General features: G+C 73.9%; 24 protein-coding genes. 16 read left to right on the forward strand and 8 right to left on the reverse strand.

Annotation, left to right across the window (positions count from 1 at the left end; translation table 11 throughout):
• Nucleotides 1–191 precede the first annotated feature (191 nt).
• The gene (locus tag ACQPYD_RS02310; protein WP_017621272.1) at nucleotides 192–290 is read left to right on the forward strand and encodes a 30S ribosomal protein bS22; all 99 of its coding nucleotides are present in this window, start codon (nucleotides 192–194) and stop codon (nucleotides 288–290) included.
• Between the two features lie 225 nt (nucleotides 291–515).
• Entirely contained in the window at nucleotides 516–1,451 is a 936-nt protein-coding gene (locus ACQPYD_RS02315; protein WP_433699571.1) for an NAD-dependent epimerase/dehydratase family protein, read from the forward strand.
• Nucleotides 1,452–1,730: 279 nt separating this feature from the next.
• On the opposite strand, the gene ACQPYD_RS02320 is transcribed toward ACQPYD_RS02315, so the two are convergent.
• A complete protein-coding gene (locus ACQPYD_RS02320) occupies nucleotides 1,731–2,528 on the reverse strand; it encodes an HAD family hydrolase (RefSeq protein WP_267947778.1) in 798 nt (265 codons plus the stop codon).
• 247 nt (nucleotides 2,529–2,775) lie between these two features.
• On the opposite strand from ACQPYD_RS02320, the gene ACQPYD_RS02325 reads away from it, so the two are divergent.
• The 11 genes from ACQPYD_RS02325 to ACQPYD_RS02375 all read left to right on the forward strand — a co-directional run bounded on the left by ACQPYD_RS02325 (nucleotide 2,776) and on the right by ACQPYD_RS02375 (nucleotide 13,859).
• The gene (locus ACQPYD_RS02325) at nucleotides 2,776–3,918 is read left to right on the forward strand and encodes a putative quinol monooxygenase (protein ID WP_433699572.1); all 1,143 of its coding nucleotides are present in this window, start codon (nucleotides 2,776–2,778) and stop codon (nucleotides 3,916–3,918) included.
• Between the two features lie 263 nt (nucleotides 3,919–4,181).
• Complete coding sequence (locus tag ACQPYD_RS02330) at nucleotides 4,182–4,880, forward strand: LmeA family phospholipid-binding protein (protein WP_433699573.1); 699 nt, start codon at nucleotides 4,182–4,184, stop codon at nucleotides 4,878–4,880.
• Nucleotides 4,881–5,014: 134 nt separating this feature from the next.
• On the forward strand, nucleotides 5,015–5,341 hold the full coding sequence (locus ACQPYD_RS02335) for a TlpA family protein disulfide reductase (protein ID WP_433701922.1): 327 nt from the start codon (nucleotides 5,015–5,017) through the stop codon (nucleotides 5,339–5,341).
• A gap of 135 nt (nucleotides 5,342–5,476) precedes the next feature.
• On the forward strand, nucleotides 5,477–5,521 hold the full coding sequence (locus tag ACQPYD_RS02340; RefSeq protein WP_433701923.1) for a hypothetical protein: 45 nt from the start codon (nucleotides 5,477–5,479) through the stop codon (nucleotides 5,519–5,521).
• A 571-nt stretch (nucleotides 5,522–6,092) separates the two neighbouring features.
• Nucleotides 6,093–6,938 (forward strand): sulfurtransferase, encoded by an 846-nt coding sequence (locus ACQPYD_RS02345; RefSeq protein WP_267947781.1) that lies wholly within the window; start codon nucleotides 6,093–6,095, stop codon nucleotides 6,936–6,938.
• On the forward strand, nucleotides 6,935–7,240 hold the full coding sequence (locus ACQPYD_RS02350) for a DUF1416 domain-containing protein (RefSeq protein WP_330093153.1): 306 nt from the start codon (nucleotides 6,935–6,937) through the stop codon (nucleotides 7,238–7,240). Before ACQPYD_RS02345 ends, ACQPYD_RS02350 begins: the two co-directional genes overlap by 4 nt.
• A 403-nt stretch (nucleotides 7,241–7,643) precedes the next feature.
• Nucleotides 7,644–9,791: a hypothetical protein gene (locus ACQPYD_RS02355; RefSeq protein WP_433699574.1), complete on the forward strand. Its 2,148-nt coding sequence runs from the start codon at nucleotides 7,644–7,646 to the stop codon at nucleotides 9,789–9,791.
• Nucleotides 9,792–9,881: 90 nt separating this feature from the next.
• Nucleotides 9,882–11,138: a MurT ligase domain-containing protein gene (locus ACQPYD_RS02360; protein ID WP_433699575.1), complete on the forward strand. Its 1,257-nt coding sequence runs from the start codon at nucleotides 9,882–9,884 to the stop codon at nucleotides 11,136–11,138.
• A gap of 9 nt (nucleotides 11,139–11,147) precedes the next feature.
• A complete protein-coding gene (locus ACQPYD_RS02365; protein WP_433699576.1) occupies nucleotides 11,148–11,861 on the forward strand; it encodes a type 1 glutamine amidotransferase in 714 nt (237 codons plus the stop codon).
• A gap of 182 nt (nucleotides 11,862–12,043) precedes the next feature.
• Complete coding sequence (locus ACQPYD_RS02370; RefSeq protein WP_433699577.1) at nucleotides 12,044–12,964, forward strand: NADP-dependent oxidoreductase; 921 nt, start codon at nucleotides 12,044–12,046, stop codon at nucleotides 12,962–12,964.
• Nucleotides 12,965–13,175: 211 nt separating this feature from the next.
• Nucleotides 13,176–13,859, forward strand: coding sequence for a DUF4352 domain-containing protein (locus ACQPYD_RS02375; RefSeq protein WP_433699578.1), 684 nt, complete (start codon nucleotides 13,176–13,178; stop codon nucleotides 13,857–13,859).
• 227 nt (nucleotides 13,860–14,086) lie between these two features.
• Here ACQPYD_RS02375 and ACQPYD_RS02380 read toward each other — a convergent pair whose 3' ends face one another.
• The gene (locus ACQPYD_RS02380; protein ID WP_267947787.1) at nucleotides 14,087–15,109 is read right to left on the reverse strand and encodes a YgfZ/GcvT domain-containing protein; all 1,023 of its coding nucleotides are present in this window, start codon (nucleotides 15,107–15,109) and stop codon (nucleotides 14,087–14,089) included.
• Nucleotides 15,110–15,426: 317 nt separating this feature from the next.
• Nucleotides 15,427–15,969, reverse strand: coding sequence for an FABP family protein (locus ACQPYD_RS02385; RefSeq protein ID WP_433699579.1), 543 nt, complete (start codon nucleotides 15,967–15,969; stop codon nucleotides 15,427–15,429).
• A gap of 211 nt (nucleotides 15,970–16,180) precedes the next feature.
• Here ACQPYD_RS02385 and ACQPYD_RS02390 point away from each other — a divergent pair, with 211 nt between their 5' ends.
• Together ACQPYD_RS02390 and ACQPYD_RS02395 are read left to right on the forward strand one after the other, a co-directional pair.
• The gene (locus tag ACQPYD_RS02390; RefSeq protein ID WP_433699580.1) at nucleotides 16,181–16,954 is read left to right on the forward strand and encodes a GIDE domain-containing protein; all 774 of its coding nucleotides are present in this window, start codon (nucleotides 16,181–16,183) and stop codon (nucleotides 16,952–16,954) included.
• A 14-nt stretch (nucleotides 16,955–16,968) separates the two neighbouring features.
• Nucleotides 16,969–17,331 carry a DsrE family protein gene (locus ACQPYD_RS02395; protein WP_267947790.1) on the forward strand — a complete coding sequence of 121 codons (363 nt, stop codon included), beginning with the start codon at nucleotides 16,969–16,971 and terminating at the stop codon, nucleotides 17,329–17,331.
• A 67-nt stretch (nucleotides 17,332–17,398) separates the two neighbouring features.
• Here the strand turns inward: ACQPYD_RS02395 and ACQPYD_RS02400 are convergent, their stop codons facing one another.
• The 4 genes from ACQPYD_RS02400 to ACQPYD_RS02415 form a co-directional block, all read right to left on the reverse strand.
• Nucleotides 17,399–18,145 (reverse strand): phosphoglyceromutase, encoded by a 747-nt coding sequence (locus ACQPYD_RS02400; RefSeq protein WP_433699581.1) that lies wholly within the window; start codon nucleotides 18,143–18,145, stop codon nucleotides 17,399–17,401.
• A 161-nt stretch (nucleotides 18,146–18,306) separates the two neighbouring features.
• Nucleotides 18,307–18,819: a YbjN domain-containing protein gene (locus ACQPYD_RS02405; protein ID WP_433699582.1), complete on the reverse strand. Its 513-nt coding sequence runs from the start codon at nucleotides 18,817–18,819 to the stop codon at nucleotides 18,307–18,309.
• A gap of 22 nt (nucleotides 18,820–18,841) precedes the next feature.
• Nucleotides 18,842–20,140 carry a D-inositol-3-phosphate glycosyltransferase gene (gene mshA, locus ACQPYD_RS02410; protein ID WP_267947793.1) on the reverse strand — a complete coding sequence of 433 codons (1,299 nt, stop codon included), beginning with the start codon at nucleotides 20,138–20,140 and terminating at the stop codon, nucleotides 18,842–18,844.
• Between the two features lie 493 nt (nucleotides 20,141–20,633).
• Nucleotides 20,634–21,626, reverse strand: coding sequence for a YbgA family protein (locus ACQPYD_RS02415; protein WP_433699583.1), 993 nt, complete (start codon nucleotides 21,624–21,626; stop codon nucleotides 20,634–20,636).
• A 122-nt stretch (nucleotides 21,627–21,748) separates the two neighbouring features.
• Between ACQPYD_RS02415 and ACQPYD_RS02420 the strand changes: the two genes are divergently transcribed.
• Complete coding sequence (locus ACQPYD_RS02420) at nucleotides 21,749–23,050, forward strand: cryptochrome/photolyase family protein (RefSeq protein WP_433699584.1); 1,302 nt, start codon at nucleotides 21,749–21,751, stop codon at nucleotides 23,048–23,050.
• Between the two features lie 32 nt (nucleotides 23,051–23,082).
• Here ACQPYD_RS02420 and ACQPYD_RS02425 read toward each other — a convergent pair whose 3' ends face one another.
• Nucleotides 23,083–23,613 carry an O-acetyl-ADP-ribose deacetylase gene (locus ACQPYD_RS02425; RefSeq protein ID WP_433699585.1) on the reverse strand — a complete coding sequence of 177 codons (531 nt, stop codon included), beginning with the start codon at nucleotides 23,611–23,613 and terminating at the stop codon, nucleotides 23,083–23,085.
• Nucleotides 23,614–23,753 lie beyond the last annotated feature (140 nt).

Here is a 23,753-nt window from a genome sequence, read left to right on the forward strand (position 1 = left end):
CTTCGGGTGCGGTAGGCGTGCGCTTTTCCGGCGTTCGGCCTTCCCGGGGCACGCCCCGGTCGCATCGGCCACCCCGCGCCCTGAGCGCGTCGGTGCCAGCGGGCCCAGCAGCCGCATCCGAACCCCTTGCCGGTTTTCACCGCCCAGCGGTTCGGCATGTCCGTACTCATCGTGAGCGAGAAGGTGATCCCATGGGTTCCGTCATCAAGAAGCGTCGCAAGCGGATGGCGAAGAAGAAGCACCGCAAGCTGCTCAAGCGCACGCGTATCGCGCGTCGCAACAAGAAGTAGGACCGGTCGCGGCGAAGTCGTCTCTCCGCGGGCGTGGGCGTGCCACCGGTTCGCCCCGGACGCGGAGACACCTTCCCCCTTTGCGCGCGCTTTGCCGCCGCAATGGAATTTTCTGGGTGAGGCGCTGTTGTGTCTCACGGGTCGCGGTCGCCGGCTCACCCTCGTGGTGAACGGTCCGCGGACCTCCCGGAACAGCTCCCGTCTCCTTCCAAGGAACGTGTCGCCATGGCTCGTGTCGTACTCGTCACCGGGGTGTCCAGCCCCCTTGCCGCCAGGGTCGCGCAGACCCTGAGCGAGGAGCCCGGTGTCCGCCGGGTGATCGGCGCCGACTCGTCGCCGCCGCCCCAGGACACGCGGGGTATCGAGTACGCCCATGTCGACCTGCACGACGGGAGCCTCGACCGGATCGTCACCGACTCCGGTGCCGAGCTGGTGCTGCACCTCGGGCTGGACACCGAGGGCGCCCCGAACCGGGAGGACAACCTCCTGGGGACGATGCGGGTGCTGGGCGCGGCCCAGCGCTCCACCTCCGTCCGGCGCCTGGTGGTGCGCTCCAGCGCCACCCTCGACGCCGACGACGCGGCCGAGGTCGAGCGCCACACGCGCGGCCTCCAGCGCCGCCGCCCCGACCTCTCGGTGGCCCTCCTGAGGTTCGCCAACCTCATCGGCCCCTCGGCCGACACCCCCCTCACCCGCTACCTCGACTCGCGCCTCGTGCCCACGGTGCTCGGCAACGACCCGCGGGTGCGCTTCCTGCACGAGGACGACGGCGCCGAGGCGCTGGTGCGCATGGCGCTCAGCGACGGGACCGGCTTCTTCGACGTGGCGGGCGCCGATCCCGTGCCGCTCTCGCAGTGCCTGCGCCGCGTCGGAGGCCAGCGGCTGCCGGTCCCCGCCCGCGGCCTCAAGGTGCTGAGCGGCCTGGCCAAGCACGGCCGCATCGGCTACGCGAGCTCCAGCACGACGCGTGCCGTCCACGCGGGACTGCACACCGCGGGGATGGACTCCGACTCCCTGGAGCGGGTGCTGGACTGGTCCCCCGCGTACTCCTCCGCCGAGGCCTTCGAGTCCTACGCGCACAGCCGCGCGTCGTCCCCGCCGCGGCACGGGCTGCGCCCGGTCCACGTGCTCGCGCTCGCCAGGGCCACGCTGGGGCGCTGAGCCCCTCTCCCGCGGCGTCCGCGCGCCCCTCCCGCACGGGAGCCGCCGACCCCCGCCGTCCGGCCCCGAGCGGTTCCCCGCCCGCGGCCCCGCCGCGCGGTGCGTGCCGCCGCGGTCCCCGCGCCGTCGCCCCGGCCCGTCCCGGTCGTCGTCCGCGTGCCCCGACCGCGGTCCCCGCGCTCTTCGCCCCGGCCCGTGCCCGCCGTCCGCAGGCCGCCGTGGACGCCTCCGGGGGCCGTGGCGCGCGGCCCTGCCCGGCCGCGAGCCTCCCGCTCCGCCTCAGACCGCTCTGCGCTGTCTGACCGCGCGCATGGCGACCGCGCCCGCCACCGCGCCCGCCACCGCCGCGGGGACCGCCACCTTCAGCGCGGCCCGGTGCCGCCGGAAGTCGTGGACCGGCCAACCGTGCGTGCGCGCGTACCGGCGCAGGTCCCCGTCGGGGTTGACCGCGTGGGGCCGTCCCACGAGGGACAGCAGCGGCAGGTCGTTGGAGGAGTCGCTGTAGGCCGAGCACGCGGCCAGGTCCCAGCCCTCCTTGCGGGCGAGCGCGCGCACCGCCACGGCCTTGGCGGGCCCGTGCAGGAGGTCCCCGTTGAGCCGTCCCGTGTACACGCCGTCGACGCTCTCCGCCTCGGTGCCGAGGGCACCGGTCAGGCCGAGCCGCCGCCCGATGATCTGCGCGAGTTCGACCGGGGTGGCGGTGACCAGCCACACCGGTTCGCCGGCGTCGAGGTGCCGCTGCACCAGCGCGCGCGTGCCCTCCCAGATCCGGTCGGCCATGGTGTCGTCGTAGATCTCCTCGCACAGGGTGACCAGGTCGGCCAGGTCGTGGCCGGCGACGAACGCCAGGGCGGCCTCGCGCGCGGCGTTGATGTGCTCGGGCTGTTCGCTCCCGGTGACCCTGAAGACCGTCTGCCCCCACGCGAAACGCATCAGGTCGCGCGTGGTGAACAGGTCGCGGGCCGCCAGGCCCCGGGCGAAGTGGTAGATCGAGGCGCCCCGCATCAGGGTGTTGTCCACGTCGAAGAAGGCGGCCCCCGGACCGACCGGAGTCGGGGACACGGCGTCGTATGACACGGTTCTCTCCTGGCTTGGGTGGGGGAGGCGGCCCTCCGCTGTCGGAGTGGCGAGCCCCGCGTAGTGCGAGCCTACGACCCCCCGCGGGTCGTGCGGGGCCGCTGGGATGCGGTGACAAACCAGGTGATGAAGCTCACAGTGTAAATCCCTGTTGTGGGCCCCACTCTGCGGGATCTTCCCCGAAACTGCCCCCGTCATTCTGGTCAAAGTGCACATCCACCCGTTGGAGTGCAGCATCATTGTCGGGATGGTGACGGTAGGACTGGCATTCATAAGCGCGTTGGTGGGCTGGAGCGCCACCGCCGCGCTCGCCGCGTACGCCCAACGCCGTCCCGGTGTGGCCGCGATCGGGTGGCTCGTCGCGGCACTGGGGATGACGGTGGGCCTCAGCGCGGCCGTGATCGGGGCGATGTTCGACTTCGGCGAACTCACCTTCCGGCTGCTCCAGATCGGTATCAGCCTCCTCGGGCCGCTCTACATGGCCTGGGGCGCCTTCGAGTACGGCGTCCGGTCGCCCCGCGGCGTGTTCACCTCGCGGCTGCTGCTGAGCGCGTTCACCATCGTTCCCCTGGTGGTGCTGTCCGTCGACCGGGTGAGCACCCGGTTCGGCGACACCTTCCCCGCCCTGGGCGACCACTACGACCTCATCCCGCGCTCGCTCGTCAACGTCACGCAGGTCGTCGCCGCCGTCCTGCTGGTCACCGCGGTCGTCGCGGTGGCCAGGCGCGCCTCCGCCCACCGCAACGCCGACCTGGCGGTGCTCGGCCTGGTCTCCCTCGCCACGGTGCTCTCGGTGCTGGTCGGCCGGTTCGGGCTCGGCCTCGTCGGGCCCCTGCTGATGCTCGGCGCGGTCGCGGCCCTGTGGTGCGCCGCCGCGATGGTCGCGCGCCCCCGCCGCGACCCCTACGACGATGACGACTACTACGACGACTACGACGACGTGGCCGAGGACACCGAAGACGAACTCCCGGAGGAGCCCGTGCGCCGCAAGCGTCGCAACGCCGACCCCTACGACGACTACTACGACGGTCCGCCGGTCCGGCAGGCCCCGCCCGCCAAGCTGCGCGGCGTCATCACGATCTACACGCTCGCCGACGACCAGGGCCCGGGCTTCGACCGCCTCGCCGACGCCGTCGTCGCCCAGGTCGCCGAGCGCGAGCCGGACACCCTGCTGTTCGCCTGCCACACGGTTCCCAGCGCGCCCTCGCAGCGCATCGTCTACGCGATCTACCGGGACGAGCTGGCGCAGGAGGAGCACGAGCAGCAGCCGCACGTCGTGGAGTTCGCCCGGATCGGCGCGAACCACGTCGTCGCCACCAACGTGATCGAACTCTCCCTGGCGGGCGCCTCGGCCAGCGACGGCCTCGCCGGCCTGCTGATGCCCCGCTGACCTGCGCCTTCAAGGCCCGCATGGCAAGGGCGGACCGCGGTGCGGCCCCTGGACCCCACCAGGGGAGGTCTCGAACCGGTGTCTTCTCCCCGGAACGCCGAACCGGTCGAGGGGCCCCGGCGTCCAACCCCGGGTGAAGTACCCTTCCCTACAGGTTTCTCCTGACCGGTGCCCGTCGGGCACCGATGGCGTGTGACCGAGACCGGCCGGACAGCCCAGCCGAGAGGCGCGCCGGAGCGAAAGAAAGTGTGCTGGGATTCCCGATGCGTAAATTTCTTGTCGTCCTCCTGATCCTCCTGGTCGCCCTCGTGGTGGCGGCCGACGTCGGGGGACGCAGCTTCGCGCAGAGCGCCGTGGCGCGCCAGCTCGCACAGCAGCTCCAGATGGCGGAGGAGCCGACCGTCGAGATCGAGGGCTGGGCGTTCCTGCCGCAGGTGTTCGGGGGCGAGTACTCCGAGATCCGCATCACCGCCGACACCGCCACCCTCAACGGCGTCACCCTCGAGCAGATCGACGCGACCGCCGCCGACGTGCGGGCGCCCCTGGCGGACATGCTCGACCAGCCCAGCGTGGTCGCGGGACAGCTGGACGGCTCGGCCGTCGTCCCCTACTCCTACTTCAACGCCTACCTGCCCGAGGGCATCACCATCGCGACGGAGAACGGGCAGCCCCGGATCACCGGTGAGCTCGCCCTCCCGGAGCTCGGTCTGAGCACCTCGGTCAACGCGGGCGGGGAGTTCGGCGTGGACGGCGACACGCTGTCCTTCACCCCCGACGACATCCAGGTCGACGGCGTCCCGGGCGACGTCAGCGGCCTGGTCTCCGGTTCCCTCACCTTCAGCGCGCAGGCGCCCGCCCTCCCCTTCGGCCTGGCCGTCACCGACATGGAGCCCACCTCCACCGGGCTGCGGATCACCGGCACCGGTTCCGACGTCCCCCTGATGGGGGCCGACGCGGCCTGACGGACCGCACCCGGCGGCGGGGATCCGGGAGCCGCCGGGAACGCACGGCGCGGGGTGCGCCGACGGCACACCAGGAGGAGGACGGAGCGGTGACGACACGGGGCGAGGGCACGCCGGGGGACCGGCCCGCCGCGGTGCGGCCCGGGACGGCCGAAGCGCTGACCTCCGACGAGATCGGCGCCGAGCTGGGCGAGCGGGCCACGCTCGTCCAGTTCTCCAGCGCCTTCTGCCAGCCCTGCCGCGCCACCCGGCGGGTCCTCGGCGAGGTCGCCGGGATGGTCGACGGCGTCGCCCACGTGGAGATCGACGCCGAGTCCCGGCTCGACCTCGTCCGCAGGCTCGACGTCGCGGGCACCCCCACGGTCCTCGTCCTCGACGCCGGGGGCCGGATCGTGCGCCGGGCCGGCGGCCAGCCGCGCAAGGCGGACGTCATCGCCGCGCTCGGCCGGGCCGTCCGCTGAGCGGGCGGCCCCCGTGCGCCCCGGCGCGGACCGCCCTCCTGTGATCTACCCCACGCGTGACAAACGCGTCACGGGGACTGTAGCGTCTAGAACGTGACTTCCTTGACGAGCGCGTATCTGACGAAGCGACGGGCAGTGGACTTCTGCCGCGTCGCCGCCGCGCTCTGTCTGTGTCCCTAGGGCGGACGGGCTTCCCGACCCCCGCTCCCTCCGTGCGACTGGCCTTCCACCGTGTACGCAGCAGGGGACGACACACCATGCAGGCCGACCCTCGCGGGCAGTGCTCACCCGCTGTCCCGACCGCACCCGTGACGGCCGCCGCCGCGTACCCCGGGGTCCACGGCCTCCGGGCGCCGGTCCTCGCGTTCGCGGTGGTCGCCGGGGCGGCTCACCCGCCCCCCGGCCTGCCGTTCCCCGCCTCCGTACGCCCCCGCTCCGGCCCACCGGCCGGACCGGAGGGCGGCCGGTCGCCATGGTCCGCACAGGGAGCAGGACACGCCTCCGCCGTTCCCGGACCCGCCGGTCGCCCGGCGGGCACGGAGCGGCCCGGTATCGCCGCGTCCGCCCCCGCACCACTCGCAGCCCTGCCCGTAGGCCCTCCGGCCTCCGCCACGGCTGCGGGACGCACCCTCTCGCCCTCCGCCGCACGGCGTCGGGCAGGACGGCTCGACCCCACGCGTCCCGGGACGGCAGCACCCCGGGAGCACCGACCGCACACGCGACACCGCACAAGAAACACAGGAGGTTCCCTATGAGCCGCTCCGACGTCCTCGTGGACGCCGACTGGGTGGAGGCTCACCTGGACGATGACAACGTGGTCCTCGTCGAGGTCGACGAGGACACGTCCGCCTACGACAAGGGACACATCCGCGGCGCCGTCAAGATCGACTGGAAGACGGACCTCCAGGACCCTGTCCGCCGCGACTTCGTGGACCGGACCGGGTTCGAGAAGCTGCTGTCCGCCAAGGGCATCGGCAACGACGACCAGGTGATCCTGTACGGCGGCAACAACAACTGGTTCGCGGCCTACGCCTACTGGTACTTCAAGCTGTACGGCCACGACGCCGTCCGCCTGCTCGACGGCGGGCGCAAGAAGTGGGAGCTGGACTCCCGCGAGCTGGTGGAGGAGGTGCCCGAGCGCGCCGCCACCGAGTACACCGCCAAGGAGCAGGACACCTCGATCCGCGCCTTCCGCGACGAGGTCGTCGAGGCCATCGGCACCAAGGACCTGGTCGACGTCCGCTCGCCCGACGAGTTCACCGGGAAGCTGCTCGCCCCCGCGCACCTGCCGCAGGAGACCTCGCAGCGCCCCGGCCACATCCCGACCGCGCGCAACATCCCGTGGGCCAAGACCGCCAACGAGGACGGCACGTTCAAGAGCGCCGAGGAGCTGCGGGAGCTGTACACCGGGGCCGGCGTGGACCTGGACAAGGACATCATCGCCTACTGCCGCATCGGCGAGCGCTCCTCGCACACCTGGTTCGCCCTGCACGAGATCGTGGGCCTGGAGAACGTCAAGAACTACGACGGCTCCTGGACCGAGTACGGGTCCCTGGTGGGCGTGCCCGTCGAGCTGGGAGAGGCGGAGGCCAAGTGAGCGACAGCTGCGGAGCGCCGGTCGGCGGGGTCGCCCTCGCCGACGTCGACGCGGGAAACCAGGCGGTCATCCAGGGCACGGTGACGCGTGACGGCGAGCCGCTGCGCGGCGCCTACGCCCGTCTGCTCAACGCCTCCGACGACTTCGTCGGCGAGGTGGCCACCGGGGACGAGGGGACCTTCCGCTTCTTCGCCGCCGACGGCGACTGGAAGGTCCGCGTCCTGGCGTCCAAGGGCTTCACCGGCGAGTACCCGGTGCGGGCCGAGGTGGGCAAGGTCATCGACCTCCAGGTCCAGGCCTGACCCACGGCCGACACGACAGTTCGGGCGCGGAGCGCCGGTACCGACGGGAGACCGTCCGGGACCGGCGCTCCGCGCTGTCGGGAGGCGGGCGCCGGGGACGGCCGGGCCGACCGGTCCGGGGGCTGCGGGGCCGTCCCGCGGCGGGGCGCGGTCGCGCGTTCGTCCACAGGGCGCGTCCTGGTCTGGCAGGCCGTTCAGGGCCCTGCTTCACTGGAGGGAGCGCGGAGCCCGGCCGGCCGCCCGGCCGGTACCGGCGTCCGACAGCGTGTCGACCGCGGTGGGACCGTGACAAGCACGCCGGGCAGCTGGCAGCATCGGGCCCACGCTCCGGCCACCGCCGGGGTCCCGCGTGAACGACCCCGGCCGCTCCCTCCCCAGCGGCCGGTCAGGAGGTGTGAGGACGGTGCCCGACCCCCGAACCGGCGGCACGGCCAGAGGAGAGGCCGGGCGGACCTACGTCGGCTGGCGCCACGCGGTGCTCCTCCCGCCTCCGGGACCGGCACCCCGCAGGCCCGTGCCCGCCGACTCCGAGAGCGTCAGCGAGGAGTGGATCGCCGCCCAGCGCGACAGCGAGGCCCAGACCAACCGCCCCCTCTACTACGCCCTGGGCGGGCTCGGCCTGTTCGCCCTGCTGTGCCCGCTGCTGTGGAGCCTGCGCATCCTCCCCGGCAGCTTCGCCCTCGGCGGCGTGTTCGCGTGCGCCGCCGTCGCGGCCCCCGTCGTCTTCGCCCTGGTCCAGAGCCGGCAGGTCGTCGCGGAGCGGCTGGAGAGGGCCCGTGAGCGGCTGGCGGCCGAGCGCGACGAGCGCGAGCGGGTGCTGCACCGGCAGCAGCGCGACCACGCCCGCCGGTACACCGAGTGGCAGGCGGCCTCCCGGGCCTACGAGGCCCAGCCCCGCTGGTACGGGGTGACCGTCCCCGCCGACACCGGAGCCGTCGTCGTGGTCGGCGGCACGGAGGCGGGGTGGTCGGCTCTGCTCGCCACCGTCGGCGTCTCCCGGCTCCGGGAGGGGGGCGACCTCACCGTCGTCGACCTCACCGGGCGCTCCGTGGCCCGGGAGCTCGTCCGGCTCGCCCGACGCTGCGCCGTCGACCCGCGCCGCTGGGTGCTGCCCGCCGACCTGCCCCGGATGACGCTGGGCACCAACCTGGACGCGGGCCAGCGGGCGCGCATCCTGTCCGCCGTCGCCGCAGCGTCCGGCGAGGCGGACGACGCCGACGCCGACGAGACCCTGATCCTGCGCCTGCTGGAGGTCCTGGGTCCGCGCGTCGGCATCGCCGAGCTCATCGGCGGCCTGCGCGCCCTCATCACCCCTGTGGAGGACGCGGCCGAGGACGATCCCGCACTCGCCCTGCTCACCCCCGACCAGCGCGTCCGGGTGCGCGAGCGCTGCGCGGACCGTCCCGACGTCCGTGAGCGGGCCTGGGAGCTCGAACGCCGACTCAGCCCCTTCGAGGCCGTCGGCACCCGGGCGGACGACGGCGAGTACGCGCAGGTCAAGATCATCTCCACCGACCGGGCCTCCGGCCGTGCCGCGGCCCGCGTGTACGGGACCTACGCCGTCTCCGCGCTCAGCGAGCTCCTGGAGGGGGCGGCCCCGCCCCCCGGCGGCGGGCGGGGCCGCCGGCCGGACCGCACGCGGACCGTCGTGGTCTGCGGCGCCGAGACGCTCCCCCCGGAGGAGGTCGACCAGGTCCTCTCCGCCGGGGCCGACAGCGGGGTGGAGGTCGTCCTGATGTTCCGCACGCCCTCGCCCGCGGCCCTCGCCAGGTTCGCGGACCCCGCCTGCCTTCCGGTGGTGATGCGCCAGCACGGGGAGTCGGCGGAGACCGTCGAGCGGGCGGTGGCCGCGGCCCCGGGCCCGCACGATCCCGCGCGGATGAGACTGCACCGCCTGACCGAGGCGGTCGGCGAGGCGGCGGGCGGCCCGCCCCCCGGCGCGGAGGAGGGGCCCGAGGACGAGATCGAGGCCGACGACCGGTTCTTCGCCTCCCCCCACACCGAGTCCGGAGCGGTCATCCGCAACGCCGCCGCCGCTATCGCCCCCTTGGACCTGGTTCGTCATGTGAGATCCGCCACGTCATGGGGTCGTGCCACCGCCCAGGCGGCGGGAATCGACGCACCCGGCGCCGACGGGGAGGAAGAGGACGCCTCCGTCCGCGTCAGCCTGTTCGACGCCGGGGCGCTCCGCGGGCTGCCCCCCACCGCCGCGGTGGTCCTGACCGCCGACGGCCCTGTCCTCGCGGACACCAACCCGGGTATCCTCACCCTGTCCACAGCCACACTGGCCACCGTGGACGACTCCCAGAACTCCAGCACCACGCCGCCGGCCGTACGCGGCACCGGGGCGGCCGACAGCCGCCGGGGCAGGAGGGGACGGTACGCCGAGGGCGGCCGCCCCCGCGCCGACGCCTCCGGCGCCGCCTCCGACACACCCGACGGCACCGCGGTCCCCGACGGATCGACGGCTCCCGCGGGAGCGGGCGAGTCCCGGGGGCAGGTACCGCCCAACCTGGGGCCGCCGCCGGAGAGGCTGGACTGGCGGGTCTGATCCCAGGTGGACAATAAGCTTGGCCCGACACATCGCCCGCCGCCTCCCAGGAGCGAACGGCGCGGGTGATCCAGCAATTCTGGAGAGTAGATGAGCGAGCTTCCCTTGCGCGCCCAACTGGCATCGGTTCTGGGAAGGAGCGCAGCCAGCCTGTCCCGTGCCACCGGGCGGGGAGACGGCTCCGTCATCGGTGGCAGGGTGGCGCTCAAGGTCGAACCCGACCTGCTCGCCAAGCTCGCCCGGGGCCGCAGGCTCGCCCTGGTCAGCGCCACGAACGGCAAGACCACCACCACCAGGCTCATCGCGCAGGCCCTGCGCGAGTTCGGCGACGTGGCCACCAACGAGTACGGCGCCAACATGCCCACCGGGCACATCACGGCGCTGTCCGACAACCGCTCGGCCGTCAACGGCGTGCTGGAGGTCGACGAGAAGTACCTCCCGCAGGTGCTGCTCGCCACCCAGCCGGCGTTCGTGGTCCTCATGAACCTGAGCCGCGACCAGATGGACCGCGCCTCGGAGATCAACCTGCTCGCCAAGAAGTGGCGCACCGCCCTGGGCAAGAGCAACGCGCACGTCATCGCCAACGCCGACGACCCCCTCGTCGCCTGGGCGGGCCTGGGCGCTCCCAACGCCACCTGGGTCTCCGCCGGCCAGCGCTGGAAGGAGGACTCCTGGTGCTGCCCCGAGTGCGGCGGCCACCTCCGGCGCGAGGTCGACCCGCACTGGGAGTGCCCCGAGTGCGGTCTGGCGCGGCCCCGGACGAGCTGGGCGGTCGAGAACGAGACCGACACCCTGGTCACGCCCGAGGGTCAGCGGATCAAGCTGCGCATGAACCTGCCCGGGGACGCCAACCGGGCCAACGCGGCTATCGCCGCCGCGACCGCCGCCGGGTACGGCATCCACCCGGAGCGCACCGTGGAGCGCCTGCGCGAGGTCACCTCCGTCGCGGGCCGCTACACGTCCGTGGTGACCATGGGCGTCGAGGTCCGGCTGCTGCTCTCCAAGAACCCCGCCGGGTGGCTGGAGTCGTTCGCCGTGCTGGACCCGCCCCGGACGCCGGTGATCCTCGCGGTCAACGCCCAGATCCCCGACGGCAAGGACACGTCCTGGCTGTGGGACGTCGACTACACGGTCCTGCGCGACCGCCGCGTGTTCGTCATGGGCGAGCGCCGCACCGACCTGGCCCTGCGCCTGGAGACCGACGGGGTCCGGTTCGAGATCGCCGACCGCGTGGACGAGGTGCTGGGCCGCCTCAAGGCCGAGCAGCCCGACATCACCAAGGTCGACCTCATCGCCAACTACACCGCCTTCCAGCAGATCCGCACGGCGTACGGCCGCGTCCAGTAGGGGAGAGTCATGACGAACACCAGTGCGTTGCGGATCGTGTGGATCTACCCCGACCTCCTGAGCACCTACGGCGACCAGGGCAACGTCCTCATCCTCAAGCGCCGGGCCGAACTGCGGGGCATCCCGACCGAGATCGTGCACGTCCACTCCAGCGACTCGGTGCCCGAGCAGGGGGACATCTACCTGCTCGGCGGCGGCGAGGACCGGCCGCAGATCCTCGCGGCCGAGCGCCTGCGCGCCGACGGCGGGCTGGCCCGCGCCGCCGCCCGCGGCGCGTGCGTCTTCGCGGTGTGCGCCGGGTACCAGATCATCGGCGAGACCTACGGCGACGACGAGGCCAACCCGCTGCCGGGCGTGGGCATCCTCGACATCCGCAGCGGCCGCGGCCAGACGCGCGCGGTCGGCGAGATCGTCGCCGACGTCGAGCCCTCCCTGGGCGTCGGACGGATCACCGGCTTCGAGAACCACCAGGGCCGCACGGCCATCGGCCCCTCGGCCCGCCCGCTGTCCACCACGGTCCGGGGCATCGGCAACGACGACCGCACCGAGGGCGCCTACCAGGGCCAGGTGCTGGGCACGTACCTGCACGGACCCGCACTGCCCCGCAACCCGCAGCTGGCCGACCTGCTGCTGCGCTGGCGCGTGGGCCGGCTGGCCCCGCTCGCGCCGTCCTGGGGCGAGCGGCTGCACGACGAGCGCCTGGCCGCGGCGCTGCGCCAGTAGCGCCGCGCACGGAGCACGGCCGCGGGGCCCTGCGGACACGGAACCACTCCCTGTCCGCCGGGCCCCGCCCGCGTCCGCGCCGGTGTGCCGCCCGCACCGGCCGGGCGCGTGCGGGGCCCGGGCCGCCCGTGCGGCCGCGGGGCCCGTGGAATGAACAGGCGCCCCACAGCGCTGCCCTGGGCATGAAGGCAATGGCACTGCACCAGTACGGTTCCGCTGACGACCTGGCCCTCGTGGAGCTCCCCGAGCCCAAGGTGGCGCCGGGGGAGGTCCTGATCCGCGTGAAGGCGGCGGGGGTGAACCCGGTCGACTGGAAGCTCGCGGCCGGAGGACTCGACCCTGTCATGGAGGCGGGTTTCCCGCTGATCCCGGGGTGGGACGTCGCGGGCGTCGTCGAGGCGGTCGGGTTCGACTCGACCGAGTACGGGATCGGGGACGAGGTCTACGGGTACCTCCGCAAGGACTGGGCGAAGAACGGCACCTACGCCGAGCTGGTCTCGGCGAGCGTGCGCATGCTCGCCCCCAAGCCGGTGTCGCTGGGCTGGGAGGAGTCCGCGGGGGTCCCGCTCGCGGGCCTGACCGCCTACCAGGCATCGAGGCGCGTCGGCGTGGGAGCCGGTGACACGGTGCTCGTCCACGCCGCCGCCGGCGGCGTGGGGTCGTTCGGCGTCCAGATCGCGGTGGCGCGGGGCGCCCGCGTCATCGGCACCGCCAGCGAGCGCAACCACGACTACCTGCGCTCCCTGGGGGCCGAGCCCGTCGTCTACGGCGACGGCCTGGCCGACCGGGTCCGGGCCCTGGCGCCCGGGGGCGTCGACGCCGTGCTGGACTTCGTCGGCGGCGGGGCGGCCGAGCAGTCCCTTCCGCTGGTCGGGAGCCCGGGGCGGGTCGCCTCCGTCGCGGACGCCGGCGTCCTGGAGAGGGGCGGCCACTACGTGTGGGTGCGCCCCGACTCCGCCGATCTCGTCGAGCTGTCCCGTCTCATCGACGACGGCAAGGTCTCCGTGCACGTCGAGCGCGCGTTCCCGCTGGCGGAGGCGGCCGACGCCTGGCGCCTGAGCCAGGCCGGCCGGACCCGGGGGAAGATCGTCCTCACGGTCTGACCGGCACGGGAGCCCCGGGCGGGAGGCCGCCGGGGGCCTGTGCGGACGCGGCCCGTACAGGCCGCCGGCCCGGGACGGGGCGGCCCGGGACGGGCGGCAGGGCCCACCGGGCAAAGAGGTCACAACTCCGGAATGTCGGGCAAGTGATCTGCGTCACATGTGTATGGGTACCAATGATCGACGGCCGTCACCGTCCGGGCGGGGTTCCGTCGTGCGGGCGCTTGCCGTCCCGGTGGCGGTCTTCCTGGCGGCGGCAGGGTGCGTGGGGACCGTCGTCTCCCTGAACAGCGTCCCGTCCCCCGACGTCCGGGTCACCGTCGGCGAGGAGGAACCCGGACCGGGGGCCGGCCCGTCCCCCGGCCGCGCGCCCGAGGAGGGCGACCCCGGGACCGCGGAGCCGCCCGGGCCCGGTACGGCCGCACCCGAGGAGCCGGAGACCGCCGAGCCCGAGACGGCCGAGCCGGAGACCGCAGAGCCGGAGACCGGCGGCGGGACCGGGTCCGTGCCGCCCGGGTCGTACGACGGCGTCTCCGTCGCGGTCGGGGAGTTCGCGGTCACGGTGGAGACGGCCTACACCGACGCGACCATCACGGACGGCATGGGCATGCACGACACCGCGCCCGAGGGCTGGGAGTACTTCATCCTCCGCCTCGACGTGACCAACGCGGGATCCGCGCCGGCGGCCTTCGACCCGGTCGGGTCGCTCGGGACGGCCACCGACGGGAGCGAGTACACGAACGACTCCGGGGCCGAGTACACGGTCGCCCACGACTACTTCTGGGACGACCTCGCCCCGGGGGAGACGGTCACCACCCACATCCTGTTCCTGGTCCCCGCCGGGACCGAGCTCTCTTCGGTCCTGATCAACGGGGAGGTCAGGCTCAGCCCGAACTGACGGTCGACCGGCCGCGCCGCACGCGAGCGCCGTCGGCGCGGCCGGGCACCGCCGGAGCCGACGGCTAGGGCGTGTTCCGCGGACCCCCGCCCTGCTGCGCGTCGCCCCGGCACGTCCCTCGCGGCGTTCTCATCTGTCGACAGGACCCCGCCCTGACTCCTTCTTCGGCCTTGCGATGAACGCACCGGATGCGCCGCTCGCGACGGACAGCATCCACGGAACACGCCCTAGCGGGGGCGCCTGCGGAGGGTGATCTGGGCGTTGGCCCCGGTGTCCGGGTCCACCACGACCTCCTGCCCGGCGGCGATGCCCTCCACCACCAGGTCGGCGTCCACGGGTGCGGAGCGCTTGAGCACGCCGAGGGCGATCGGTCCCAGTTCGTGGTGCCGGGCCGAGGTGCCCACCCGGCCGACGGGGCGGCCCTCCAGCTCGATCGGGCTGCCCACCTCGGGCAGGCGCTCCGCGGTGCCGTCCAGGTGCAGCATCACCAGCCGGCGCGGGGGCCGGCCCAGGTTGTGCACCCGGGCGACCGTCTCCTGACCCGGGTAGCAGCCCTTCTCCAGATGGACGGCCCTGCCCACCCAGTCCACCTCGTGCGGGATGGTGCGGTCGTCGGTGTCCAGTCCGGGGCGCACCCGGTGCCCGGCGATCCGCTGCGCCTCGTACGCCCACATCCCCGCGGGACGCGCCCCGGCGGCCGTCAGGGCCTCGGCGGCCGCGGAGAGGCGCTCGACAGGAAGGAACAGGTCGGTGCCGTCCTCCGCCGCGCGCACGGGCACGTCGCCGAGCGAGGCGGCCTCGACGGCCTTCGCGCGGTCCGGGCCGAGCACGGTCAGGACCGCGCGGGAGTCGCCGAGGTCCTCCACCTCGACGCGCAGCATGAACCTCATGGAGTCCAGGAACGCGGCCAGCGGGGCCCCGCCGCCGGGCTCCGTGTGGATCCAGACGGCCTCGCCGTCGTCCACGAGGGACAGGTGGTGGCGGAGGTGGCCCCGGGTGTCCAGGATCAGGGCCTCGGTGGCGGTTCCCGGGGCCAGGCCCTTGGTCGACTGGCTCGTGAGGTCGTTCAGCCACCCCAGGCGGTCCGGGCCGCCGACCCGGACCACGCCCCGGTTGCTCCGGTCGACCCACGCGCTCGAACGTTCCATGGCACGCCCCTCGTGGGCCGGGTCGCCGTAGTGCGCGGCGACCCCGGAGTCGGGGGACTCGGCGCCCACGGCGCCCGGTGTGCTCATCAGCGGCGAAGTCATACAGCCGAGACTAGCCGCCCCGTAAAGAGTCCGAAAACACCGCTCTGACCTGCGATTTCGCGCACAGGAAAAACATTTGCCCCGGGTCCGCCGCGGGACGTATCGTCGGTGTCACGCAAGAAAGGAGGTGGTCTGAGAGTGATTGATCTCAGGACTGGCGAGGTGGCCGTCCGCTAGGGCGACGCTCGCGTTCGCGCGGCGTCGCCCGCAGCGAATCCCAGACGGACACCCGGACCCCGGGCTGCCGGACTCGTCCGACCGGCCCCGCCCCCGCGGCGGGAACCAGCCCGGGGTCTGTCCTTGCCCGGACCCCGCCCCTACTTGCCGGAGCCGGTCCGCTTGAGCTGCGCCGACATGTACGAGCGCAGGCTGTGGCCGCGCGCCGCCAGGTCCCAGGCGTACCCCAGCGTGTCCCGCTCGTCGCCGAACAGGCCGTAGAGCCTGTGCGAGGCCGTCGCGTCGATGCCGGTCTCGGTGTGCACCACCGCGTCGGTGTGCATCTCCACCCGGTTCGCGAACACGTTGCCCAGATAGACCTCGGTGAAGCCCTCGGGGTGCGAGATCAGCGCCTCCAGGTGCACGACCTGCTCGCCGTCCCCGCCCTTCCCGGCCTCGGAGTCCGGGCGCGCGCGCCAGTACCCCGACTCCTCGGCGACGAGCTCGCCCGGCTTGCCGTCCGCGCCCATCCGCCAGGCCCTGCTGGTGAAGACGAGGTACGGAAGACCGGCCGTGTGTGTGAACTCGATCTCCTGTCCGAACTGGAACTCTTCCACGTCGGCGTAACCGGCGACGCCGACGCCCTCCCAGTGACCGATCAGGAAGGACAGTTTCGCCAGATCGGGATGTGCCTCAGCGTCCATGACACCAGAGCGTAGCGGCGGCGGACGAGTGGCGGTGACCACTGCCGTGCGGGCGGCGGCTCCGGCCACTCCCGTGCCGTGGTCCGGACATGCCCAATTGGCCCCGCTTTCCCGGAGAACTGGTAAAGATTGTCAGCAACGCGGTGTGGCCACGGGGTGTTACGCCAACCGCCGACGAAGACCTCCGACGCACTTCCATAAGGGGCGGCCTGTGTTACTGGTGATCGGTTCGGCGCTGCTCGTGGCCGCGGTGGTCCTCCTCCCGCTGACCGTTCTCGCCCTCCGGCGCTGGCTCCGGCAGCGCGGACTCGCCCAGCTCAGGCCGGGCGCCCTCACCGCCCAGGAGGGCCGGAGGGTCACGCTGACCGGAGTGGCCGCGCCGGGGCCGGACGGTCCCATCACCTCCGGTCTCGCGGGCGTGGAGTGCGTGTGGCACGGCCACGAGGTGCTCCGCCACTACTGGCCGCTCAACCGCGACCGGGCCGAGGGCGCGGTCCGCGAACGGGCCTGCGACTCCATCGCCGACTACGGCTCCGACGACCTGTTCGGTCTGGTCGCCGAGGGACGCGGGGGCGACGCCGACCGCGTCTTCGTCGTCCCGGGCGACACCTCGCCCAAGGGCGCCGAACTCTGCCTGAAGCGCCTGGTCGGCCGCCCCCAGCCCGGCGTGGCCTCGCCCGCCGACGACCTGCTGCCCCGCGTGCGGGGGCGGATCTCGGGCGTCTTCCGGGGGGAGACCATCGAGTTCGAGTACCGGGAGTGGGTGATCCGGCCCGGGGCCCGCGTGCGCGTCACCGGGCAGCTCCGGGTGCGGGACGGACGCGTGCTCCTGACCGCGCCCGAGGACGGATCGATCACCATCGAGCACGGTGTGGACGAGCAGCCGGTGCGTGTGTCGCCGCGCAGGACGGAGGCGATGGTCCTCACCGCGGCCTTCGGTTTCTGCGCTGTGGCGGGGGCGGTCCTGACCCTCACGGCCCTGTGAGTAGGCTGACGACCATGTCTCGTTCCTTGGTGATCAAGGTCACCGCCGGTGAGGACGACCCCGAGCGGTGCAACCAGGCGTTCACGGTCGCCGCCGCGGCCCTGGCCAGCGGGGTCGGCGTCTCCCTCTGGCTGACCGGTGAGTCCGCGTGGTTCGCCGTCCCCGGCCGGGCGGAGGAGTTCTCCCTCCCGCACGCCGCTCCCCTGAAGGACCTCCTCGACGCGGTGCTCGCCGCGGGCCGGGTCACCGTGTGCACGCAGTGCGCGGCCCGGCGGGAGCTCGCCCCCGGCGACCTCCTGGACGGCGTGCGCATCGCGGGGGCCCCCTCCTTCGTGGAGGAGGCGGTCCAGGACGGCGCGCAGGCCCTCGTGTACTGACCGGGTCCGGACGCGGCCGTGCCCGCGCCGCCGGTGGCGGCACGGGCACGGGAAGGCGGGGCGGGCGCTACTTCTTGCCCTGGTTGGCGACGGCCTCGATGGCGGCCTTGGCGGCCTCGGGGTCGAGGTAGGTGCCGCCCGGGTTGGTCGGCTCGAAGGAGTCGTCCAGGTCGTAGACCAGCGGGATGCCCGTCGGGATGTTCAGCCCGGCGATGTCGGCGTCGCTGACGCCGTCCAGGTGCTTGACCAGCGCGCGCAGCGAGTTGCCGTGCGCCGCGACCAGCACGGTCTTCCCCGCGGAGAGGTCCGGGACGATGGAGTCGTACCAGTACGGCAGGGCGCGGTCCAGGACGTCCTTGAGGCATTCCGTGCGCGGCAGCAGCTCCGGCGGGAGCTGGGCGTAGCGGGCGTCACCGGCCTGCGAGTAGGGGTCGTCGTCCGCGATGGGCGGCGGAGGGGTGTCGTAGGAGCGGCGCCAGATCATGAACTGCTCGTCGCCGTACTCCTCGCGCGTCTGCGCCTTGTCCTTGCCCTGGAGGGCGCCGTAGTGGCGCTCGTTGAGGCGCCAGCTGCGCTCGACGGGCAGCCAGTGCAGGTCGGCGGTCTCCAGGGCGAGGTTCGCCGTGCGGATGGCGCGCTTGAGGAGGGAGGTGTGCAGGACGTCCGGCCTCACCCCGGCGTCCTTGAGCAGCTCCCCGCCCCGGCGGGCCTCGTCCTCGCCCGTCGCGGAAAGGTCGACGTCCACCCAGCCGGTGAACAGGCCCTTCGCGTTCCAGACGCTCTCACCGTGTCGCAGAAGTACCAGAGTTCCCATGGGGGCAAGCCTAGCCACCCGGCGACCGGGCCCGGTCGCCCACCCGCCACCTGGGGGCCGCGGCGGCGCTGCCTGCGGGTAAGGCGGCGCCCGGCCCGGACGGCGCGGCCGGAGGCGCCCCGTGCGGGACGCGGGACCCGGCGGCGCGGGGCCGGGCCGCCCTACAGGCCGTCCACGGGTTCGGCCAGGTGCGCGAACGCCCGCAGGTTGCGCATGTCGTGGCCCCGTTCGGCGCGCCACTTCCACTCCCTGCGGATCGCCGACGCGAACCCGCGCTCCAGGGCCCCGTTGAAGTTCTCGTCCGAGTAGGTGAGCACGCACCCGAGCAGGCGGTCGACCTCGTCGGGGGTGACGCCCTCCAGCGGGAGGCGGCCGCGGAGGTAGACGTCGCCGGCCTCGTCCGCGGCGAACGCCATCCCGTACATGTCGGAGTTCTTGCGCATCAGCCACAGGTAGAAGTCGGCGTGGTTCTCGTCCGGCTGCCGGCAGAAGAACGAGGTGAGGGTGAGGCTGTGCGGACCGGTCTCCAGCCACACGAGGGTCTTGAGCTTGGCCCTGCCCGGGAGCGTGACGAGGAACGACCCCTCGCGCGGGCACTCCGCCTCCAGCCCCGACTCGGTCACCGCGGCGGTGATCGCCGCGACCGCGGCCTCGCGCGCCCCATCGGTACCCACCTGGTACGCCTCCCTCACTCGGTCACCTGTTCGCGGCCAGTGGCAGCGCGGGCGGGCTGATGCTCGCGCTGTACACGTCCAGCAGTTCGTCCACCGTTCGCGACCAGCCCAGGGTGGCGGCGTGCTCGGGCGCCGCCAACGCCAGCTTGGCACGCCAGGCCGGTTCGCTGATCATCCTGTGCAGCTGGGCCGCGTAGTCCGCCGGGTCGTGCCCGTCCACCAGGACCCCGGACACCCCGTCCGCCACGGCCGTGGTCAGCCCTCCCACGCGCGCCGCGAGGACCGGGGTGCCGCACGCCTGGGACTCCACCGCCACCAGGCCGAACGACTCGGAGTAGGACGGCACCACGGTCACCGCGGCCGCACGGTAGTGGTCGGCCAGCCGCTCCCGGGACTGCGGCGGCTCGATCCGCACCACGTCCGCCACGCCCAGGGACCGGGCCAGGTCGGTGAGCATCCGGGGCTCGCGCATCCCGCCGCCCGACAGGCCGCCGACCACGCCCACCACCAGCCGCGACCGCAGGGAGGGGTCGCGCCGCAGGAGGTCCGCCGCCGCGCGGATCAGCACGTCCGGGGCCTTCAGCCGCTGCACGCGGCCCACGAAGAGCAGCAGCTCGGTGTCCTGCGGGAGGCCGATGCGGGTCAGCGCGTCCCGGCGCGAACCGGGGCTGAACACCTCCAGGTCCACCCCGGGCGGGATCACGCTGATCTGGCCGTCGCGCGCGCCGTAGTGCTCGCGGAGCTGGCGGGCCTCGTCCTCGGTGTTGGCGATCAGCCGGTCGGCCTGGTGGACCAGCTGGTCCTCGCCGCGCACGCGCATCTCGGGCTCGGGCACGTCCCCCTCCGCCAGGGCGGCGTTCTTCACCCGTGCCATGGTGTGCATCGACTGGACCATCGGCACGCCCCAGCGGCGGGCGGCCACCACACCGGCGCGGCCGGAGAGCCAGTAGTGGCCGTGCACGAGGTCGTAGTGGCCGGGGTCGCCCTGGGCCTCGGCGCGCAGCAGGCCGAAGATGAACGGGCACAGGTGCTCGGCGAGGGTGTTCTTGTCCAGGCGGCCGTAGGGCCCGGCGGGTATGTGCCGCACGTTCACGCCCGGGGCGAGCTCCACGACCGGGGGCATGTCGCGTTCGGTCGCGCGGGTGAAGACGTCGACGGCCACGCCGCGTTCGGCCATCCGGCGGGCCACCTCGACCACGTAGACGTTCATCCCTCCGGCGTCGCCGGTGCCCGGCTGGTCGAGCGGAGAGGTGTGCAGACTGACGGTCGCGACTCGGGAAGGGACCGCCGCCTGTTCTCCCACGGGAACGATTCCAGACACCGGTGGGTCCCTTCAGATCGCGTATACAGCCGCTGTCGTCAACAGCGACGAAGGTACACACTGTTCCCGCCCGGATTGTCCGAGGGGCCTGCTATTGACCGTTCGGCATCCACGGTGTAGCGGACCGGCCCGCAGCCGGGAGGTCCGCCGTGGTGGGAAAGCCGCGCCCGCGCGCGCCGGAGCCGCGCTCCCGGCCGGGGCGGACTGTGGCCACCGTCATACCGCGTGCGGCGGGGAGGCGTGAGCGGCGGCCGGTCCGGCCGCGGACACAGCCCTCCCCGGGCGGGGGACGGCCGTCGCGGCCGGCCGCCGGAGCGGACCCGGCGCCGCCCGCCCCTCCGGGCCCGGCGGTCGGCGAGAGGAACGGGCCCCGGCGCCGTCCCGGAGGGGGCGGTGCGGGGTCATCCGCACGGAAGGGGCCGCCCGGGGAGGCCGCCTGCGCACCGGTCCCGGGCCCGCCGCAGAGCTTCGGCCCGTAGGCCGGACCGGCCGCTCAGACCGCGATGGCGTGCCGGAGCCGGAGGTCGTCGGGGTAGGGGCGCAGGTACGTCTGGTCCCTGACCCACGCGACGTCCTCCCCCGCGCAGTGGTGGCGCAGCAGCGCCACCGGGACGCTCAGCGGCGCCTGTTCCCTCCGGTAGTCCTGGATCGCCTCGAGCAGGTCGTGCCTGCGGGAGTCGTCCAGGAGGGGGCTCAGCATCCCGAAGGCGTGCTGGAGGGCGTTGACGTGCCTGCCCCGGCTCGGCACGACCGCCATCGTCCGGTGGAAGGCCTCGGTGTACGCGGCGACCGTCTCCTCCCGGTCGGCGGTGCCGGCGCGGGCGACGATCCGCCCCGTCTCGCGGTAGCCCTCGGGGGAGTGGGACATCAGCTGCAACTTGTGCCGTGTGTGCAGTTCCACCAGGTCGCGGGGCCGCCACGGAGACTCCCAGAGCGTCCGCAGCCTCGCGTGCGCGAACACGCGCTGGGCGAACAGCTCGCGCAGGACCGGGTCGGACAGGCGCCCCTGCTCCTCCACGGGGAGGGACGGCAGCAGCTCGGTCAGCCTGCGGGCGAAGGCGCCCCGCCCCTTGCCGTCCACGCGGCCGCCGTCGTCGTCGAACACCGGGAGCGCGTACAGCCCGCAGCTGGGCGACTTGTTCTTGAGGACGTACCCGTCCAGGCGGCGCAGCTGGGCGAGGTGCCGGTCGGCGGTCCGCGCGAGCTCCTCCGAGACGTCGGCCCCGGTCTTGCTGGAGACCACCCGGTCCTCCCCGTCCCGCCGCTGGAGGCGCAGTGTCGGGCGCGGGACGCCCAGGCCGATCTCGGCCTCCGGGCAGACGGGGAGCCAGCCGACGTGCCGGTCGAGCTCGTCGGTGAGGAAGCGCGAGCGCGAGTGCCCCCCGTTGTAGCGGACCGGCGCCCCCAACAGGCAGCTGGACACCCCGACCAGCGGACGCGTCGGGGTCTCCGCGGTGGTCTGTGCAGGTGGAAGGCGTGTCGTCATGGGTCATCCCTACCCGTTCCGGAGAACCGCCACCGGTATTCTCCCGGGGCGTTCCGCGGCTCTAGGGTATCCGTGTGAACACGCTGAGTAGTGTTCCGCACGAACAAGGCAAGGAGCGCCGCTTGTCCGCCCCGACACTCGTCCTGTTCACCCAGGACCTCCGCGTCCGCGACCACCCCGCGCTCACGGCCGCGCTCGAACGCACCCGGACCGTCGTCCCGGTGTTCGTGCTCGACCCCGCCGTCGCGGACCGCTCCGCCCGCAACCGGGTCGCGCACCTGGCCGACGCGCTCGCGTCCCTGCGCGCCGGCCTCCGCGAGCGCGGCGGCGACCTGGTGGTCCTGCGGGGGGACACCGCCGAGGAGGTCCGCGCCCTGGCGGGGGCCGTCGGCGCGGACACCGTCCACACGACCGCCGGGGTCACCGCCCTCGCCGCGCGCAGGGTCGGCCGCCTGCGCGCGGCGGGCCTGGCCGTGGAGTGCTTCCCCGGCCTGACCGTGGTCCCGCCCGGGGAGGTCGCCCCGGCGGGCGGGGACCACTACAAGGTGTTCACCCCCTACTGGCGGGCCTGGGAGGCGCACACGTGGCGCGAACCGCTCCCCGCGCCGGACCGGGTGGCCCTGCCGAGGGGCGTGCGGACCGGCCGCCTGCCCGGGGACGACGGCCGGGGCAGGGGCGCCCTGGCGGAGGACCTGCCCGAGGGCGGTGAGCGCGCGGCCCGCAAGCGGCTGGCCGCCTGGACGCGGCACGGCCTGGCCGACTACCCCGACCGCCACGACGACCTCGCCGGCGACGCCACCTCCCGCCTGTCCGCGGACCTGCGCCTCGGCTGCCTGTCACCGCTGGAGACCGCGCTGGCCGCGGACGGGCGCCCCGGGGGGCCGGAGTTCGTCCGCCAGCTCGCATGGCGCGACTTCCACCACCAGGTCACTGCGGCCTTCCCCGCCGTGAACGTCCGCGACTACCGGCCGCGGGGCAAGGAGTGGCGGCGCGACCCCGACGCCCTCGCGGCGTGGAAGGAGGGCCGCACCGGGGTGCCGATCGTCGACGCGGGCATGCGCCAGCTGCTCCGCGAGGGGTTCGTCCACAACAGGGCCCGCATGATCACGGCCGCCTTCCTCACCCGGACGCTGCGCGTGCACTGGAGGGAGGGGGCCGACCACTTCTTCGAGAACCTCCTCGACGGGGACGTGGCGGACAACTACGGGAACTGGCAGTGGGTGGCCGGAACGGGCAACGACACCCGGCCGAACCGGTCGTTCAACCCGCTCCGCCAGGCGAGGCGCTTCGACCCCGACGGTGTGTACGTCCGCCGCTACCTGCCCGAGCTCGCCGATCTGCCGGGGAAGCGGGCCCACACCCCGTGGAGGGAGGAGACGCCCCCGGAGGGCTATCCGCCGCCGATCGCCGACCCCGGCCACTGACCCCGGGCGGATCCGACTGCGGACCGCGACGGTCAGGACGCGTCGAAGGCCGACCGGAAGGCCGCCAGCGCCGCGTCGTCGAACAGCACCATCCGGATCTCCGGCACACGCGGCCGCGCGGTGCGGATCGCGTGCGCCGCCACGCGCGCCGCGTCGTCCATCGGCCAGCGGTAGACGCCGGTGGAGATCGCGGGGAACGCGACCGACTCCGCCCCCAGCTCGTGGGCGACCCGCAGGGATTCGCCGTAGCAGGAGGCCAGCAGCGCGCTCCGGTCCTCGGTGGAGCTGTACACCGGTCCCACGGTGTGGATCACCCACCGCGCGGGCAGCCTGCCCGCGGTGGTCGCCACCGCCCGCCCGACGGGCAGGCCGCCCCCGTAGTGTCCGGCGCGCAGCGCGCGGCACTCCTCCAGGATCGCCGCCCCTCCCCTGCGGTGAATGGCACCGTCCACCCCTCCGCCGCCCAGGAGGGAGCTGTTGGCGGCGTTGACGACCGCGTCGACGGCCTGCTCGGTGATGTCGCCGCGGACGAGGTCGACGCGGTAGCGCTCTGGGGAGCCCATGGTGCTTCCTTCCGGTGCGGAGGGGCAGTATCGCACCGATCGCCCCTCGAACCCCGGAAGCCCCGCGCGACCCGCCTCCCGCCGGACCGCCCCGCGCGACCGGCGTCCGGCGCGGACGCGCCCCCGCGGCGGTCCGTCCC

The organism is Nocardiopsis sp. CA-288880 (genome assembly GCF_050955985.1).
Taxonomy (GTDB): domain Bacteria; phylum Actinomycetota; class Actinomycetes; order Streptosporangiales; family Streptosporangiaceae; genus Nocardiopsis; species Nocardiopsis tropica.

Bases quoted from the DNA above. Each gene is read 5' to 3' on its own strand.
- ACQPYD_RS02360 (WP_433699575.1), top strand. From the start codon at position 9,882: ATGAGCGAGCTTCCCTTGCGCGCCCAACTGGCATCGGTTCTGGGAAGG.
- ACQPYD_RS02365 (WP_433699576.1), top strand. From the start codon at position 11,148: ATGACGAACACCAGTGCGTTGCGGATCGTGTGGATCTACCCCGACCTC.
- ACQPYD_RS02395 (WP_267947790.1), top strand. From the start codon at position 16,969: ATGTCTCGTTCCTTGGTGATCAAGGTCACCGCCGGTGAGGACGACCCC.
- ACQPYD_RS02325 (WP_433699572.1), top strand. From the start codon at position 2,776: ATGGTGACGGTAGGACTGGCATTCATAAGCGCGTTGGTGGGCTGGAGC.
- ACQPYD_RS02385 (WP_433699579.1), bottom strand. From the start codon at position 15,969: ATGGACGCTGAGGCACATCCCGATCTGGCGAAACTGTCCTTCCTGATC.
- ACQPYD_RS02400 (WP_433699581.1), bottom strand. From the start codon at position 18,145: ATGGGAACTCTGGTACTTCTGCGACACGGTGAGAGCGTCTGGAACGCG.
- ACQPYD_RS02425 (WP_433699585.1), bottom strand. From the start codon at position 23,613: ATGGGCTCCCCAGAGCGCTACCGCGTCGACCTCGTCCGCGGCGACATC.
- ACQPYD_RS02380 (WP_267947787.1), bottom strand. From the start codon at position 15,109: ATGACTTCGCCGCTGATGAGCACACCGGGCGCCGTGGGCGCCGAGTCC.
- ACQPYD_RS02315 (WP_433699571.1), top strand. From the start codon at position 516: ATGGCTCGTGTCGTACTCGTCACCGGGGTGTCCAGCCCCCTTGCCGCC.
- ACQPYD_RS02415 (WP_433699583.1), bottom strand. From the start codon at position 21,626: ATGACGACACGCCTTCCACCTGCACAGACCACCGCGGAGACCCCGACG.
- ACQPYD_RS02370 (WP_433699577.1), top strand. From the start codon at position 12,044: ATGAAGGCAATGGCACTGCACCAGTACGGTTCCGCTGACGACCTGGCC.
- ACQPYD_RS02330 (WP_433699573.1), top strand. From the start codon at position 4,182: ATGCGTAAATTTCTTGTCGTCCTCCTGATCCTCCTGGTCGCCCTCGTG.
- ACQPYD_RS02310 (WP_017621272.1), top strand. From the start codon at position 192: ATGGGTTCCGTCATCAAGAAGCGTCGCAAGCGGATGGCGAAGAAGAAG.
- ACQPYD_RS02345 (WP_267947781.1), top strand. From the start codon at position 6,093: ATGAGCCGCTCCGACGTCCTCGTGGACGCCGACTGGGTGGAGGCTCAC.